This window comes from Bacillus sp. MYb78, assembly GCF_002975115.1.
Classification (GTDB): domain Bacteria; phylum Bacillota; class Bacilli; order Bacillales; family Bacillaceae_G; genus Bacillus_A; species Bacillus_A cereus.
In genome coordinates this window covers 1-16,782 of record NZ_PCOB01000034.1, presented here as the reverse complement: position 1 = coordinate 16,782, position 16,782 = coordinate 1, and the positions used below count along the sequence as shown (strand labels likewise).

Here is a 16,782-nt window from a genome sequence, read left to right as displayed (position 1 = left end):
AGAAAATATAGTAAAAGAGACCTCTCCAATAGGATAAGGTCTCTAACACGTCATTATTATTTTTTCTTTGGAATTTTAATTGTAATTTGATAGTACTCATCAAATTCTTCTTCCTCAGAATTAACATTTAAACCACTTTCAGTAACCATTTGTAAAGATTGTCTAATTGTATTCATAGCAATCCTCGTATCTCGACTTACTGCTTTTTGCTTTGCCTTACGCTTCGGTTTTGCTTCCTCTAGTAACTTCGCAATTCGTTCTTCTGTTTGCTTTACATTCAGTTGTTTCTCCACAATTTCCTGTAAAACCTTCAGTTGTAATTCCTCATTTTTTAAAGGAATGAGAGCGCGGGCATGACGTTCTGTAATGCTTTTTTCTAATAATGCACTTTTTATTTCTTCAGGCAACTTTAACAATCGCAACTTATTTGCGATTGTAGATTGTCCTTTTCCAAGTCGTTGTGCCAATGCTTCTTGTGTTAAATTATGTAACTCAATCAGCTTTTGATATGCCACAGCTTCCTCGATTGCCGTTAGTTCCTCACGTTGCAAGTTTTCAATTAAAGCTACAGAAGCTGTCTCTGTATCATTTAAGTTCTTTATAATTGCAGGAACCTTTTCCCAACCTAACTTTGTTGCCGCGCGAAAACGTCTTTCTCCAGCAATAATCTCATACTTATCGTCCTCATATTGCCTTACAACAATCGGCTGAATAAGTCCATGTGTACGAATCGTTAATGCTAGCTCATCAATACGCGCATCATCAAAAACTGTTCTTGGTTGATAACGGTTAGGGGTAATATTTACTATCGGAATTTCTTGTATTTCCTCATATACCTTTTTATCTATCTCTTCATGGCTTTCGTCTTGTAATTCGAATTCGCTCTCTTTATCTCCAAAGCCAAATAAACGAGAAAACGTATTTTTCATACATATTCCACCACCTTTTAGGCCTATTGACTATTCTCCATAAAATGTTTCCTATGAAACATTTACGTTTTCATTTATATAATTTAATCTTACGTCTAATAAGATTTATTTTTCAATAGGTAATTTATTGGGTGTTCCCGGTTTGCGTGGATATTTCTTTGGTGTCTTGCGCTTTTTCTCGATTAATAAAATATTACGTTCACTCTCTTCAAACGGTAATTGGAACGTAGACATCTCTTTTAACTCTCCGCCTAGCACCTCTAAAGCATACTTGCCATTTTCGATTTCTTCGTTTGCTGCTGCACCTTTCATTGCAATGAATGTTCCTCCAACTTTTACAAGTGGTAAGCATAGCTCACTTAATACAGAAAGACGCGCAACTGCACGTGCCATTACAATATCGTATGATTCACGTACACCTTCTTTTTTCCCAAATGTTTCAGCACGATCATGACAAAATGCAACATCACTTAATTCTAACTTTTGCGCTAAGTGATTTAAGAAATTAATACGTTTTTGCAATGAATCTACAATTGTTACTTTTAAGTGCGGGAAACAGATTTTTAAAGGAATACTTGGGAATCCAGCCCCTGCACCAACATCACAAATTGAGAATGGTTTTGAAAAATCATAATAAAAAGCAGCTGTAATGGAATCAAAAAAGTGTTTTAAGTATACTTCTTCTTTTTCTGTAATAGCCGTTAAGTTCATTTTTTCATTCCACTCTACTAATGTTTCAAAGTAGATTTTGAACTGCTCTAATTGTCTAGAAGAGAGGGTGATTCCCTTCTCTTCTAGCATAGATTGAAATTGTTCTATGTTCATCTAGCAATATCTCCTTACTATGTTATTGGTTCGATACGCGCGCAATTTTTCCTTGTTCTATATACACAAGTAAAATGGAAATATCCGCTGGATTTACGCCAGAAATACGTGAAGCCTGCCCCATTGAAAGTGGACGAACATCTTTCAATTTCTGTCTAGCTTCTGAAGCAAGGCTAGAAATCGCGTCATAATCAATATCTACAGGGATTTTTTTACTCTCCATTTTCTTCATACGCTCTACTTGCTGTAAAGATTTTTCAATATATCCTTCGTACTTAATCTGAATTTCAACTTGTTCTGTAACTTCATCACTTAATTCTACTTCACTTGGTACTAAAAGATGAATATGCTCATATGTCATCTCTGGACGACGTAATAAGTCACTTGCACGTATTCCATCTTTCAATTCACTTCCGCCAATATTGCGAATTAATTCTTGAACTTCAGGACGTGGTTTAATAATAATGCTGCTTAAACGTTCCTTTTCCTGTTCAATTTGTAATTTTTTATTTGTAAATCGCTCATATCGCTCTTCTTTAATTAATCCAATTTCACGACCAACTTCAGTTAAACGAAGATCAGCATTATCGTGGCGTAATAATAGACGGTATTCTGCACGAGACGTTAATAAACGATATGGTTCATTTGTACCTTTCGTTACAAGATCATCAATTAAGACACCAATATAAGCATCCTCGCGGCCTAAAACAACTTCTTTTTTACCTAAAGAACGGCATGCCGCATTAATCCCAGCCATAAGCCCTTGTCCTGCCGCCTCTTCGTAACCAGAAGTTCCATTAATTTGTCCTGCTGTATATAAATTTTTAATCTTTTTCGTTTCAAGTGTTGGCCATAATTGTGTTGGCACAATTGCATCATATTCAATCGCATAACCTGTGCGCATCATTTCAACATTTTCTAGGCCTGGAATTGTTCTAAGCATGTCACGTTGTACATCTTCTGGTAGGCTTGTGGATAAACCTTGTACATATACTTCTTGTGTATTACGCCCTTCTGGCTCTAAGAAAATTTGATGACGTGGTTTGTCATTAAATCTTACTACTTTGTCTTCAATAGAAGGACAGTACCTAGGGCCTGTTCCTTTAATCATACCAGAATACATAGCTGAACGATGTAAATTTTCATCTATTAAACGGTGTGTTTCTGTACTTGTATATGTCAACCAACATGGAATTTGATCCATAATAAATTTCGTTGTTTCAAAAGAGAACGAACGCGGCTTATCATCACCTGGTTGAATTTCCGTTTTACTGTAGTCAATTGTATTACTGTTTACACGCGGAGGTGTCCCTGTTTTAAATCTAACAAGATCAAATCCAAGCTCCTCTAAATGCTCAGATAATGTAATAGACGGTTGTTGATTATTTGGACCGCTTGAATATTTTAAATCGCCCATGATAATCTCGCCACGTAAAAATGTTCCAGTCGTAATTACAACGGTTTTCGCTGTATATTCTGCACCAGCTTGTGTAACTACCCCTTTACATATACCTTCTTCAACGATTAAACGCTCTACCATTCCTTGGAACAACGTTAAGTTTGGTGTTTCTTCAATTGTTTTCTTCAATTCATGTTGGTAAGAGAATTTATCAGCTTGCGCTCGAAGTGCACGTACAGCTGGACCCTTACCTGTATTTAGCATACGCATTTGAATATGAGTTTTATCAATATTACGTCCCATTTCTCCGCCTAATGCATCAATTTCACGAACAACAATCCCTTTTGCTGGTCCACCAACAGAAGGGTTACATGGCATGAATGCTACCATATCTAAGTTAATTGTTAACATTAATGTTTTTGAGCCCATTCGTGCTGCCGCAAGACCAGCTTCACATCCTGCATGACCTGCACCGATTACTATGACATCGTATGAACCGGCATTGTATCCCATTGTTTATTCCTCCTAATAATCTCTATCTTTCTAAAACATCACTATATTATTTTCCTAAACAAAATTGAGAGAACAACTGGTCAATTAGGCTTTCATGGACTGTGTCACCAGTAATTTCACCAAGTATTTCCCACGTTCTTGTTAAATCAATTTGCACCATATCAATTGGTACACCATTTTCTATTGCCTCAATTGCATCACCGATTGTTTGTCCCGCTTGTGTTAATAATCCAATATGTCTCGCATTAGAAACATATGTCATATCTGTAGAATCGATTGTTCCTTCAAAGAATAAATCAGCTATTGCCTTTTCGAGTTCATCTATTCCTTGTTCCTCAATTAAGGATGTTGTAATAACACGATTTCCCTCGGCTAACTCTGTAACACGTTCCATATCAATTGCTTGCGGTAAATCAGTCTTATTCACAATAACAATAAAGTCTTTTCCTTGTACCGCATGGAATAGATCTTCATCCTCATTTGTTAAAGCCTCGCTATAGTTGACAACAACTAATACTAAATCTGCTTGGCTCATCATTTCTTTTGAACGCTCCACACCAATTCGTTCAACAACATCTTCTGTCTCACGAATACCGGCTGTATCTATAAGTTTAAGAGGTACGCCACGCACATTAACGTACTCTTCAATAACATCACGAGTTGTTCCTGCAATATCAGTTACAATTGCTTTTTTCTCCTGAACAAGGCTATTTAATAACGATGATTTCCCAACATTAGGCCTACCGATAATTGCTGTAGCAATACCTTCACGTAAGATTTTCCCTTGTTTTGATGTTTCTAATATTTTTTCGATTTCCGAACGAACATGCGTTGCTTTCTCAATTAAAATATTATGTGTCATCTCTTCTACATCATCGTATTCTGGATAATCTATATTTACCTCAACATGAGCTAATGTTTCTAATATTTCTTGACGTAAGCGACCAATTAATTTAGATAATCGCCCTTCCATTTGATTAATTGCTACATTCATCGCACGATCTGTTTTTGCTCGAATCAAATCCATAACAGCTTCTGCTTGTGATAAATCGATACGTCCATTTAAAAAAGCACGTTTTGTAAATTCGCCCGGTTCTGCCAATCGTACTCCTTGCGCTAGAATAAGTTGCAATACTTTATTTACTGAAACAAGTCCGCCATGACAGTTAATTTCCACTATATTTTCACGTGTAAAAGTCCTCGGTGCGCGCATAATAGACACCATAACTTCTTCAATAACTTGATTTGTATCTAAATCAACGATATGACCATAATGAATAGTATGAGAAGAAACCTCTGTTAAATCCTTCCCTTTAAAAATACGGTCAACTTTCTCCACCGCATCATCCCCACTTACTCGAACAATGGCAATTGCACCCTCTCCAAGCGCTGTGGAAATCGCAGCAATTGTATCAAATTCCATGTCCTTTCACCTCACTTGCTTATTTATCTCTATTTCAACATGATTATTTCTTTCACTAAATTATTAGGATACCATAACGAACCTATCTACAAAAGAAGAATAACTCATTTTATTATATCCCCATGTAAAAAACACTAAACTTATTCACAGTGGATAAGTTTAGTGTTTTTTAGTTATCCACATCTATTTTTCGCTCAAAAAAACCGGCACTCATTTGAGCAACCGGTCATTTAGGAGATATTACAACATGCCGATGTGGTTCATTTCCTTCAGAAGTTGTTTTGATACCTTGATGATTTGATAATGCCTGATGAATAATTTTTCGTTCAAAAGATGGCATCGGTTCTAAAATAACTCTTTTTTTCGTATTAGATACTTGTTTCGCTAATCGATAAGAAAGTGATTCTAACGTACTTTTTCTTTTACTACGATAATTTTCAGCATCTAGTGTAATACCGATATACTGCTTCGTGTTACGATTTGCGACAAGTTTTGTTAAATACTGTAAAGAGTTCAATGTATTACCTCTTTTTCCAATTAAAAATCCTACATCATCACCAGAAATTGTAAATTCAATCTCGCGTCCTTTTACAATTTTACTAATTTCAACTTCCACACCCATATTGTGAATAACATTTCTTAAATATTCTTCACATTCCTGAATTGGATCTTTCTTCAATACAACTTCTACTACTGCAGGACGATTCCCAAATAAACCTAAGAACCCTCTTTTACCCTCATCGACAATATTTATATCTACTCGATCTTTTGATGTGTTTAATTGCCTTAAAGCATCCTCTACTGCCAGCTCGACTGTTTGTCCTTTAGCAGTAATTATACTCACTTGCTTGAGCCTCCAGCTTTGTTAGCCTTAATCTCTGGCCCTTTGATAAAGTACATTTGAGCAATACCAAAGATATTACCAACAACCCAGTAAAGTGATAATGCAGCTGGGAAGTTAATTGCAAAGATTAAAATCATAATCGGCATAAGCCAAATCATCATTGCCATTTGTGGATTTTGACCAGCAGTTCCTGCCATTGCAAGCTTTTGCTGAATAAATGTCGTAATCGCTGCAACAACCGGTAAGATATAGTAAGGGTCTGCCTGTCCTAAATCAAACCATAAAAATGTATGTTTACTAATTTCTGATGTTCTCATAATCGCATGATAAAATGCGAATAAAATAGGCATCTGAACAAATATTGGTAAACAACCGGCTAATGGATTTACACCATTTTTTTGATATAGCTGCATCATTTCTTGTTGTAATTTTTGCTGTGTTGCTTGGTCTTTCGAGCTATATTTCTCTTTTAACTTTACCATTTCTGGTTGTAACGCCTGCATAGCTTTCGTACTCTTCGTTTGCTTAATCATTAATGGTAATAATGCAAAACGAATAATAAGGGTCGTAATAACGATCGCTAAACCGTAATTATCACCAAGCCATGTCGCAAAATACGTGATTAACTGAGAAAGCGGGTATACGAAATATTCATTCCAAATCCCAGTGCTCTTCGATGTAATCGGCTGACCCGTTTCACTACAGCCGGTAGCAATTGCCATTAATGTAATAACCATGGCCAGTAAACCTATTTTCTTTTTCAAAGCCTGCTCCTCCTTGTTTCGGTATGTATATAGTGTAATTCATTTCCTTACGCTACTTTTTTATTCTTTTCATACCAGAGCGTTTAAAGACATGAATTAAGCTTTTCTTTACTTCTTCATATGTCATCTCTGCACAAGGCTTCCTTGCTATTATAACAAAATCTTTTCCAGAATCTATCTCATCTTTTAACTCTGTAATAGCCTGACGGACCATGCGCTTAATTCGATTACGAACTACTGCATTTCCTATTTTTTTGCTAACAGAAAGGCCGATGCGAAAGTTTGGCTGTTCTTCTTTATCTAATTGGTATACAACAAACTGACGATTCGCATTTGATTTTCCTTTTTGAAAAACCGCCTGGAATTCATCATTCTTCTTTATACGATGTTTTTTCTTCATATCAATTGACACTCCTGTATTTCATCAGCGGAAATTCACTATTATTAGAAAAAAAGACCACTGAACGATCAGTGGTCTACGCAGATAATACTTTTCTTCCTTTACGACGACGAGCTGCTAGCACTTTACGTCCGTTCGCTGTGCTCATACGGCTGCGGAAACCATGTACTTTGCTGCGCTTACGTTTATTTGGTTGGTAAGTTCTTTTCATTATATGACACCTCCCTGAGGAATATCTGTTAAAGACAGTCCTATAAATTATAGTTAATTAACTAGGAAAATGTCAATGGTTCTAGAAATTTTCATCAAATATTCATTTTGAACCTATTCACATACTTTTTCACAGCATCTATATTTCCTTGTGGATAAATGTTTTTTCACGTTTTTTATATCCACAAACTTTTTTCCCACTTTTACACAGTATATCGTGTTGTGGACAAGTTTATTCCACAAGGTATTGATTTTGTGGATAACTTTCTTAAATTCATTGCTATAGCCACTTTTTTTTGATATTATAGTTGTGTTTTCACTTTGAATAAGTTTTCCACACCTTTATCTTATCCACAATTTGTGCATAACATGTGGACAGTTTTAATCACATGTGGGTAAATAGTTGTCCACATTTGCTTTTTTTGTCGAAAACCCTATCTCATATACAAACGACGTTTTTAGGTTTTAAAATACGTTTCGTATAAATATACATTTTATATTTATTAGGTTGTACATTTGTTGCGCAACCTTATTCTTTTACCATCTTAGTAAAGGAGGGACACCTTTGGAAAATATCTCTGATTTATGGAATAGTGCCTTAAAAGAATTAGAAAAAAAGGTAAGCAAGCCTAGTTATGAAACATGGTTAAAATCAACAACGGCTCATAACTTGAAGAAAGACGTATTAACGATTACAGCTCCAAATGAATTTGCTCGTGACTGGCTAGAATCTCATTACTCAGAACTTATTTCGGAAACACTATACGATTTAACAGGGGCAAAATTAGCAATTCGCTTTATTATTCCCCAAAGTCAATCGGAAGAGGACATTGATCTTCCTCCAGTTAAGCGGAATCCAGCACAAGATGATTCAGCTCATTTACCACAGAGCATGTTAAATCCAAAATATACATTTGATACATTTGTTATCGGCTCTGGTAACCGTTTTGCCCATGCAGCTTCATTAGCTGTAGCCGAGGCGCCAGCTAAAGCGTATAATCCACTCTTTATTTATGGGGGAGTTGGGCTTGGAAAGACGCATTTAATGCACGCAATTGGTCATTATGTAATTGAACATAATCCAAATGCAAAAGTTGTATATTTATCATCAGAAAAATTCACGAATGAATTTATTAACTCTATTCGTGATAATAAAGCTGTTGATTTTCGTAATAAATATCGCAACGTAGATGTTTTATTGATAGATGATATTCAATTTCTTGCTGGAAAAGAACAAACTCAAGAAGAGTTTTTCCATACATTTAATGCATTACACGAAGAAAGTAAACAAATTGTAATTTCTAGTGATCGACCACCAAAAGAAATTCCAACTTTAGAAGATCGTCTTCGTTCTCGCTTTGAATGGGGACTTATTACAGATATTACGCCGCCAGATTTAGAGACACGAATTGCAATTTTACGCAAAAAGGCAAAAGCTGAAGGGCTTGATATACCAAATGAAGTTATGCTTTATATCGCAAATCAAATTGATTCAAATATTCGTGAATTAGAAGGTGCACTTATCCGAGTTGTAGCTTATTCATCTTTAATTAATAAAGATATTAATGCTGATTTAGCAGCTGAAGCACTTAAAGATATTATTCCAAATTCTAAGCCGAAAATTATCTCTATTTATGATATTCAAAAAGCTGTCGGAGACGTTTATCAAGTAAAATTAGAAGATTTTAAAGCGAAAAAACGCACAAAATCAGTTGCGTTTCCTCGCCAAATTGCAATGTATTTATCACGCGAACTTACGGATTCCTCTTTACCAAAAATAGGTGAAGAATTTGGTGGACGTGATCATACAACAGTTATCCATGCCCATGAAAAAATTTCTAAACTACTAAAAACCGATACGCAATTACAAAAGCAAGTTGAAGAAATTAATGGTATTTTAAAGTAGTAGCTGAATAGTGTGAATAACTTACCTTGTTTTACGCACAGTCTATCCACATGTAGATAGACTGTTTTTACATCCTTCAAAGGGGTTATCCACATATCCACAAGCCCTATTACTATTACTACTATTTTTTATCTTTATTAATTAAATAAAATCTTATACTTACCGGAGGTTTTTCTTTATGCGTTTTACAATACAAAAAGACTATCTTGTAAGAGGTGTACAAGATGTAATGAAGGCAGTTTCTTCTCGTACAACAATCCCTATCCTTACGGGAATTAAAGTTGTAGCTACTGAAGAAGGGGTTACATTAACAGGAAGCGATGCTGATATTTCTATTGAATCGTTTATTCCAGTCGAAGAAAATGGAAAAGAAATCGTAGAAATAGCTCAATCAGGAAGCATTGTTTTACAAGCAAAATATTTTAGTGAGATTGTAAAAAAACTACCTAAAGATACTGTCGAAATTTCTGTGGAAAATCATTTTATGACAAAAATAAAATCTGGAAAATCAGAATTTAACTTAAATGGTTTAGATTCTGCAGAATATCCGTTATTACCACAGATTGAAGAACATCATGTATTTAAGATACCAACAGATTTACTTAAGCATATGATCAGACAAACTGTATTTGCAGTTTCTACTTCTGAAACAAGACCAATCTTGACAGGTGTAAACTGGAAGGTATATAACAGCGAGTTAACTTGTATTGCAACAGATAGTCATAGACTAGCACTTCGAAAAGCGAAAATCGAAGGACATAATATTGCAGATGAATTTCAAGCTAATGTTGTTATCCCAGGTAAGAGCTTAAATGAATTAAGTAAGATTCTAGATGAGTCTGAAGAAATGGTGGATATCGTTATTACGGAGTATCAAGTATTATTCCGTACAAAACATTTATTATTCTTCTCAAGATTGTTAGAAGGAAATTATCCAGATACAACACGTTTAATTCCAGCAGAGAGTAAAACGGATATTTTTGTGAATACAAAAGAATTCCTACAAGCAATTGATCGTGCTTCACTATTAGCGAGAGATGGCCGCAATAACGTTGTCAAATTATCAACTTTAGAGCAAGAAATGCTAGAGATTTCTTCGAATTCACCAGAAATCGGAAAAGTTGTCGAAGAAGTACAATGTGAAAAAGTAGATGGAGAAGAGTTAAAAATATCTTTTAGTGCAAAATATATGATGGATGCATTGAAAGCCTTGGATAGTACAGAGATTAAAGTTAGTTTTACTGGGGCGATGAGACCGTTCTTAATTCGTACAGTAAATGATGATTCAATTATTCAATTAATTTTACCAGTTCGTACTTACTAGGTAAGGAATAAGGGTTGCTAGTTTAAAGATGCTAGTGGCCCTTATTTGATTTTTGGGTATTACTTTCCTAATGTTAGTTTATTTAGTACAATGAAAGAATGAACACTTTCAGAAAGTGAGCGATTTTATGAAACATATTAAAATTTCAACAGAGTATATTACACTAGGACAATTTTTAAAGTTAGCTGATGTAATTGATACAGGTGGCGCTGTAAAATGGTTTTTACAAGAATATGAAGTGTACGTGAACAACGAACTTGAAAATAGAAGAGGTCGCAAACTATATGCGAATGATGTTATTGAAATTCCAGGAAGCGGAACTTTCCAAGTTCAGGCATAAAGGGGGAGCCCTTTGTTTATTTCAGAAATACAATTAAAAAACTATCGCAATTATGAAAAATTAGAGCTTTCCTTTGAAGATAAGGTAAATGTAATTATCGGCGAAAATGCACAAGGGAAAACAAACTTGATGGAAGCTATTTATGTTTTAGCGATGGCGAAATCTCATAGAACCTCTAATGATCGCGAACTTATCCGCTGGGATGAAGAGTTTGGTCAAATAAAAGGGAAATTACAAAAAAGAAACAGTTCTTTGTCTTTGGAATTAAATATTTCGAAAAAAGGTAAAAAGGCAAAATTAAATCAACTTGAACAACAAAAGTTAAGTCAATATATTGGCGTGATGAACGTTGTCATGTTTGCCCCAGAAGATTTAAATCTTGTAAAAGGAAGCCCTCAAGTAAGAAGACGCTTTTTAGATATGGAATTAGGACAAATAGCTCCTGTATATTTGTATGAATTAAGTCAATATCAAAAGGTGCTCACGCAACGAAATCACTTGTTGAAAAAAATGCAAGGGAATAGTAAGAATGAGGAAACGATGTTGGATGTATTTACCCTTCAACTAATTGAGCATGGTGCAAAAATACTGCAAAAACGTTTTGAATTTTTGCATTTGCTACAGGAATGGGCAGCTCCAATTCATCGCGGTATAAGCCGTGGATTAGAAGAGTTAGAAATTGTCTATAAACCAAGTGTAGATGTATCAGAATCAATGGATTTGTCGAAAATAAAAGAAGTATACTATGAAAGTTTTCAATCTGTGAAACAACGTGAAATTTTCCGTGGTACGACTTTAATTGGTCCTCATCGTGATGATTTACAATTCTTCGTTAATAGTAAAAATGTTCAAGTCTTTGGTTCGCAAGGACAACAACGAACGACCGCACTATCCCTAAAATTAGCTGAAATTGAATTAATTTATTCAGAGGTTAAAGAATATCCAATCCTTTTACTGGATGATGTTTTATCAGAATTAGACGATTATCGTCAATCACATCTGTTAAATACAATTCAAGGAAAGGTGCAAACATTTGTTACAACGACGAGTGTCGACGGAATTGAACACGAAACATTAAAAGATGCGAAAACAATTCATGTAACGAACGGCACGGTAGATTGTGAAATAGATAGGGCATAAACCCCTGTTCAAATGGAAAAGTAGGTGATCTTTGTGTCAATGGAACAAAAACAAATGCAAGAAAATGCATATGATGAAAGTCAGATACAGGTACTTGAAGGACTAGAGGCAGTTCGGAAACGTCCGGGTATGTATATTGGATCTACGAGTGGGAAGGGACTTCACCACCTTGTATGGGAGATTGTCGATAATAGTATCGATGAAGCGTTAGCAGGATATTGCGATGAAATTAACGTTAGTATCGAAGAAGATAATAGTATTCTTGTAACGGATAATGGACGTGGTATTCCAGTTGGTATACAAGAAAAAATGGGACGTCCTGCAGTAGAGGTTATTATGACTGTCCTCCACGCTGGTGGTAAATTTGGCGGTGGCGGTTATAAAGTTTCTGGTGGTTTGCACGGTGTTGGTGCATCTGTTGTAAATGCCTTATCAACAGAATTAGAAGTATTTGTACATCGTGATGGCAAAATCCATTACCAAAAATACGAAAGAGGTATTCCGGTTGCAGATTTAAAAGTCATCGGTGATACAGATAAGACTGGAACAATAACTCGCTTTAAACCGGATCCAGAAATTTTTAAAGAGACGACAGAATATGAATTCGATACGCTCGCGACTCGTATGCGTGAGTTGGCGTTTTTAAATCGTAATATTAAATTAACAATTGAAGATAAACGTGAACATAAGCAAAAGAAAGAGTTCCACTATGAAGGTGGAATTAAATCATATGTTGAACATTTAAATCGTTCAAAACAACCAATTCATGAAGAGCCTGTATATGTAGAAGGTTCAAAAGATGGTATTCAAGTTGAAGTTGCGCTTCAATATAACGAAGGATATACAAATCATATTTACTCATTTACAAATAATATTCATACGTATGAAGGTGGTACACATGAGGTAGGATTTAAAACTGCCTTAACACGTGTTATTAACGATTATGGTCGTAAAAATAACATTTTAAAAGATGCGGATAGTAATTTGACTGGTGAAGATGTTCGTGAAGGTTTAACAGCAATCGTGTCAATTAAACATCCAAATCCACAATTTGAAGGGCAAACGAAGACGAAACTTGGAAATAGTGAAGCGAGAACGATTACGGAGTCAGTATTCTCTGAGGCTTTTGAAAAATTCTTACTGGAAAATCCCAATGTTGCACGTAAGGTTGTAGATAAAGGGACGATGGCAGCACGTGCGCGTGTAGCAGCTAAAAAGGCTCGTGAGCTAACTCGCCGAAAGAGTGCTTTAGAAGTTTCAAGTTTACCAGGGAAATTGGCAGATTGTTCTTCTAAAGATCCAGCAATTAGTGAAATTTATATCGTAGAGGGTGACTCTGCGGGTGGATCTGCAAAACAAGGACGCGATCGTCATTTTCAAGCAATTTTACCGCTGAAGGGTAAAATTATTAATGTTGAAAAGGCACGCTTAGATAAGATTTTATCAAATGATGAAGTTCGTACAATTATTACGGCGATTGGTACAAATATTGGTGGGGACTTCGATATCGAAAAAGCACGCTATCATAAAGTTATTATTATGACCGATGCTGATGTTGATGGTGCGCATATTCGTACCCTATTATTAACGTTCTTCTATCGTTATATGCGTCAAATAATTGAGTGTGGATATATATATATCGCACAGCCACCTTTGTTTAAAGTGCAACAAGGTAAAAAAATTCAATATGCTTATAATGATAAAGAACTTGAAAAAATATTAGCTGAGTTACCAGCCCAGCCGAAACCAGGAATTCAACGTTATAAAGGTCTTGGAGAGATGAATCCAACTCAGTTATGGGAGACGACAATGGATCCAGAAGTACGTTCGTTACTTCAAGTTTCCCTTCAAGATGCAATAGAAGCAGATGAAACATTTGAAATTTTAATGGGTGATAAAGTGGAACCGCGTCGTAACTTTATCCAAGAGAATGCAAAATACGTGAAAAACCTTGATATTTAAATGAGTAATGACAGGAATCTAAGTATTCCTGTCTTCTACATATAAATCAATGTATGTGTAACGGAAATGTAAGAGGAGGTGCTCGTTGATGTCAGACAATCAACAACAAGCACGAATTCGAGAAATTAATATTAGTCATGAAATGCGTACCTCATTTTTAGATTACGCAATGAGTGTTATCGTATCTCGTGCATTACCAGATGTTCGTGATGGATTAAAACCTGTGCATCGTAGGGTTTTATATGCGATGAATGATTTAGGAATTACAGCTGATAAAGCGTATAAGAAATCAGCACGTATTGTCGGTGAAGTAATCGGTAAGTATCACCCTCATGGAGATTCAGCCGTTTATGAAACAATGGTACGTATGGCGCAAGATTTCAGTCAACGTTATATGCTTGTAGATGGGCATGGTAACTTCGGTTCTGTAGATGGAGATTCAGCAGCGGCAATGCGTTATACAGAGGCAAGAATGTCTAAGATTTCTATGGAATTAATACGTGATATTTCAAAAAATACAATTGATTACCAAGATAACTACGATGGTTCGGAAAGAGAGCCGATTGTATTACCAGCGCGTTTCCCTAATTTATTAGTAAACGGTACGACAGGTATTGCAGTTGGTATGGCAACAAATATTCCGCCGCATCAACTTGGCGAAGTAATTGATGGTGTTTTGGCATTAAGCCATAATCCAGATATCACTATCGCGGAATTAATGGAATATATTCCTGGTCCAGACTTCCCGACATCAGGTTTAATCTTAGGGCGAAGTGGCATCCGTAGAGCTTATGAAACAGGACGAGGTTCTATTATGCTTCGTGCCAAAGTTGAAATTGAAGAGAAATCAAATGGTAAACAATCTATTATCGTAACGGAACTACCTTATCAAGTTAATAAGGCACGATTAATTGAAAAAATCGCAGAATTAGTTCGCGATAAGAAAATTGAAGGTATTACAGATTTACGTGATGAATCAGACCGAAATGGTATGCGTATTGTCATGGAAGTACGTCGTGACGCTAATGCAAACGTACTATTAAACAATCTATATAAACATACAGCACTTCAAACAAGTTTCGGTATTAATATGTTGTCTCTTGTAAATGGAGAGCCTCAAGTACTAAACTTAAAACAAAACTTATATCATTATTTGGAGCACCAGAAGGTAGTAATCCGTAGACGTACTGCTTATGAATTAGAAAAAGCAGAGGCACGTGCCCATATTTTAGAAGGATTACGAATTGCTTTAGATCATCTTGATGAAGTTATTACGTTAATTCGTAGTTCAAAAACGGCTGATATTGCAAAGCAAGGCTTAATGGAACGTTTCGGTTTAAGTGAGAAACAAGCGCAAGCGATTTTAGATATGCGTCTGCAACGCTTAACTGGATTAGAACGTGAAAAAATCGAGCAAGAATATCAAGACTTAATGAAATTAATTGCTGAATTAAAAGCGATTTTAGCAGATGAAGAGAAAGTTCTTGAGATTATTCGTGAAGAATTAACAGAAGTAAAAGAGCGTTTCAATGATAAGAGACGAACAGAAATTACAATTGGCGGTATGGAATTTATTGAAGATGAAGATTTAATTCCTGAGCAAAACATTGCGATTACGTTAACTCATAACGGTTATATTAAGAGGTTACCAGCTTCTACGTACAAAACACAGAACCGTGGGGGACGTGGTGTACAAGGAATGGGTACGAATGATGATGACTTTGTTGAACACTTATTAACAACGTCTACTCATGATCATATTTTATTCTTTACAAACAAGGGTAAAGTATACCGTACGAAAGGATATGAAATCCCAGAGTATAGTCGTACTGCAAAAGGGCTACCAATTATTAACCTATTAGGGGTAGATAAGGGTGAGTGGATCAATGCCATTATTCCAATTCGTGAATTTGGTGACGACCAGTTCTTATTCTTTACAACGAAACAAGGTATTTCTAAGAGAACGCCACTTTCATCATTTGCAAATATACGTACAAACGGTTTAATTGCAATTTCGCTTCGTGAAGAAGATGAAGTGATTTCTGTACGTTTAACATCTGGCGATAAAGATATTATCGTAGGGACAAGCAACGGTATGTTAATTCGCTTCAATGAACAAGATGTACGTTCTATGGGCCGTAATGCAGCTGGTGTAAAAGCTATTACATTAGGCGAAGAGGACCAAGTAGTAGGTATGGAAATTGTTGAAGAAGATACGAATGTTTTAATTGTAACGAAAAACGGGTATGGTAAGCGTACTCCAGTTGAAGAGTATCGACTACAAAGTCGTGGTGGTAAAGGTCTTAAGACTTGTAACATTACAGATAAAAACGGTAAGTTAGTAGCGGTTAAGTCTGTAACAGGTGAAGAAGACATCATGCTAATTACAGCCGCAGGCGTTATTATTCGTATGCCAGTTGATCAAATCTCTCAAATGGGACGTAATACACAAGGTGTTCGTCTAATTCGTTTAGAGGATGAGCAAGAGGTAGCGACAGTAGCAAAAGCACAGAAAGATGAAGAAGAAGAATCTAATGAAGAGGTTTCTTCTGAAGAATAAGAGGGGGGATTTTCCCCCTCTTATTTTTTTATAATAATACTTGCATAGTAATAGAAAAGTCTATATAATAGGCAAAGTCAGCAAATGAGAGATACAAATTATCTTGAAAAACTTGTTGACGAAAATAATATACTATGATATATTATAAAAGTCGCTGAAACGCGATATTGAACTTTGAAAACTAAACAAAACAAACAACGTGAAACGTCAATTTTTATTTTTAGATGCTAGACAAACTAACTT

At 35.6% G+C, this 16,782-nt stretch carries 14 protein-coding genes; 6 read left to right on the top strand and 8 right to left on the bottom strand.

From position 1 onward, the window contains the following. Positions 1-56: 56 nt before the first annotated feature. The 8 genes from noc to rpmH form a co-directional block, all read right to left on the bottom strand. The gene (gene noc / locus CQ064_RS31230) at positions 57-929 is read right to left on the bottom strand and encodes a nucleoid occlusion protein (protein WP_000799016.1); all 873 of its coding nucleotides are present in this window, start codon (positions 927-929) and stop codon (positions 57-59) included. A 105-nt stretch (positions 930-1,034) separates the two neighbouring features. Continuing rightward, a complete protein-coding gene (gene rsmG / locus CQ064_RS31225; protein ID WP_001019628.1) occupies positions 1,035-1,754 on the bottom strand; it encodes a 16S rRNA (guanine(527)-N(7))-methyltransferase RsmG in 720 nt (239 codons plus the stop codon). Positions 1,755-1,776: 22 nt separating this feature from the next. After that, positions 1,777-3,666, bottom strand: a complete 1,890-nt coding sequence (mnmG, locus tag CQ064_RS31220) for a tRNA uridine-5-carboxymethylaminomethyl(34) synthesis enzyme MnmG (RefSeq protein WP_000541052.1) — start codon at positions 3,664-3,666, stop codon at positions 1,777-1,779. Positions 3,667-3,712: 46 nt separating this feature from the next. After that, complete coding sequence (gene mnmE / locus CQ064_RS31215) at positions 3,713-5,089, bottom strand: tRNA uridine-5-carboxymethylaminomethyl(34) synthesis GTPase MnmE (protein WP_000393762.1); 1,377 nt, start codon at positions 5,087-5,089, stop codon at positions 3,713-3,715. A 226-nt stretch (positions 5,090-5,315) separates the two neighbouring features. After that, complete coding sequence (jag, locus tag CQ064_RS31210; RefSeq protein WP_000022793.1) at positions 5,316-5,933, bottom strand: RNA-binding cell elongation regulator Jag/EloR; 618 nt, start codon at positions 5,931-5,933, stop codon at positions 5,316-5,318. Further along, the gene (spoIIIJ, locus tag CQ064_RS31205) at positions 5,930-6,697 is read right to left on the bottom strand and encodes a YidC family membrane integrase SpoIIIJ (protein WP_000726764.1); all 768 of its coding nucleotides are present in this window, start codon (positions 6,695-6,697) and stop codon (positions 5,930-5,932) included. Before spoIIIJ ends, jag begins: the two co-directional genes overlap by 4 nt. 52 nt (positions 6,698-6,749) lie before the next feature. After that, positions 6,750-7,097: a ribonuclease P protein component gene (rnpA, locus tag CQ064_RS31200; RefSeq protein WP_000726621.1), complete on the bottom strand. Its 348-nt coding sequence runs from the start codon at positions 7,095-7,097 to the stop codon at positions 6,750-6,752. 76 nt (positions 7,098-7,173) lie between these two features. Beyond that, positions 7,174-7,308 (bottom strand): 50S ribosomal protein L34, encoded by a 135-nt coding sequence (gene rpmH, locus CQ064_RS31195; protein ID WP_000831901.1) that lies wholly within the window; start codon positions 7,306-7,308, stop codon positions 7,174-7,176. A gap of 564 nt (positions 7,309-7,872) precedes the next feature. On the opposite strand from rpmH, the gene dnaA reads away from it, so the two are divergent. The 6 genes from dnaA to gyrA all read left to right on the top strand — a co-directional run bounded on the left by dnaA (position 7,873) and on the right by gyrA (position 16,539). Further along, on the top strand, positions 7,873-9,213 hold the full coding sequence (dnaA, locus tag CQ064_RS31190; RefSeq protein WP_000428028.1) for a chromosomal replication initiator protein DnaA: 1,341 nt from the start codon (positions 7,873-7,875) through the stop codon (positions 9,211-9,213). 178 nt (positions 9,214-9,391) lie between these two features. Then, positions 9,392-10,537 (top strand): DNA polymerase III subunit beta, encoded by a 1,146-nt coding sequence (dnaN, locus tag CQ064_RS31185; protein ID WP_001212886.1) that lies wholly within the window; start codon positions 9,392-9,394, stop codon positions 10,535-10,537. Positions 10,538-10,664: 127 nt separating this feature from the next. Then, complete coding sequence (gene yaaA, locus CQ064_RS31180) at positions 10,665-10,877, top strand: S4 domain-containing protein YaaA (RefSeq protein WP_000680510.1); 213 nt, start codon at positions 10,665-10,667, stop codon at positions 10,875-10,877. 12 nt (positions 10,878-10,889) lie between these two features. Next, positions 10,890-12,017, top strand: coding sequence for a DNA replication/repair protein RecF (recF, locus tag CQ064_RS31175; protein ID WP_000470755.1), 1,128 nt, complete (start codon positions 10,890-10,892; stop codon positions 12,015-12,017). Positions 12,018-12,056: 39 nt separating this feature from the next. Continuing rightward, complete coding sequence (gyrB, locus tag CQ064_RS31170; protein ID WP_000435980.1) at positions 12,057-13,979, top strand: DNA topoisomerase (ATP-hydrolyzing) subunit B; 1,923 nt, start codon at positions 12,057-12,059, stop codon at positions 13,977-13,979. Between the two features lie 88 nt (positions 13,980-14,067). Beyond that, the gene (gene gyrA, locus CQ064_RS31165) at positions 14,068-16,539 is read left to right on the top strand and encodes a DNA gyrase subunit A (protein ID WP_001282866.1); all 2,472 of its coding nucleotides are present in this window, start codon (positions 14,068-14,070) and stop codon (positions 16,537-16,539) included. Positions 16,540-16,782: the final 243 nt, after the last annotated feature.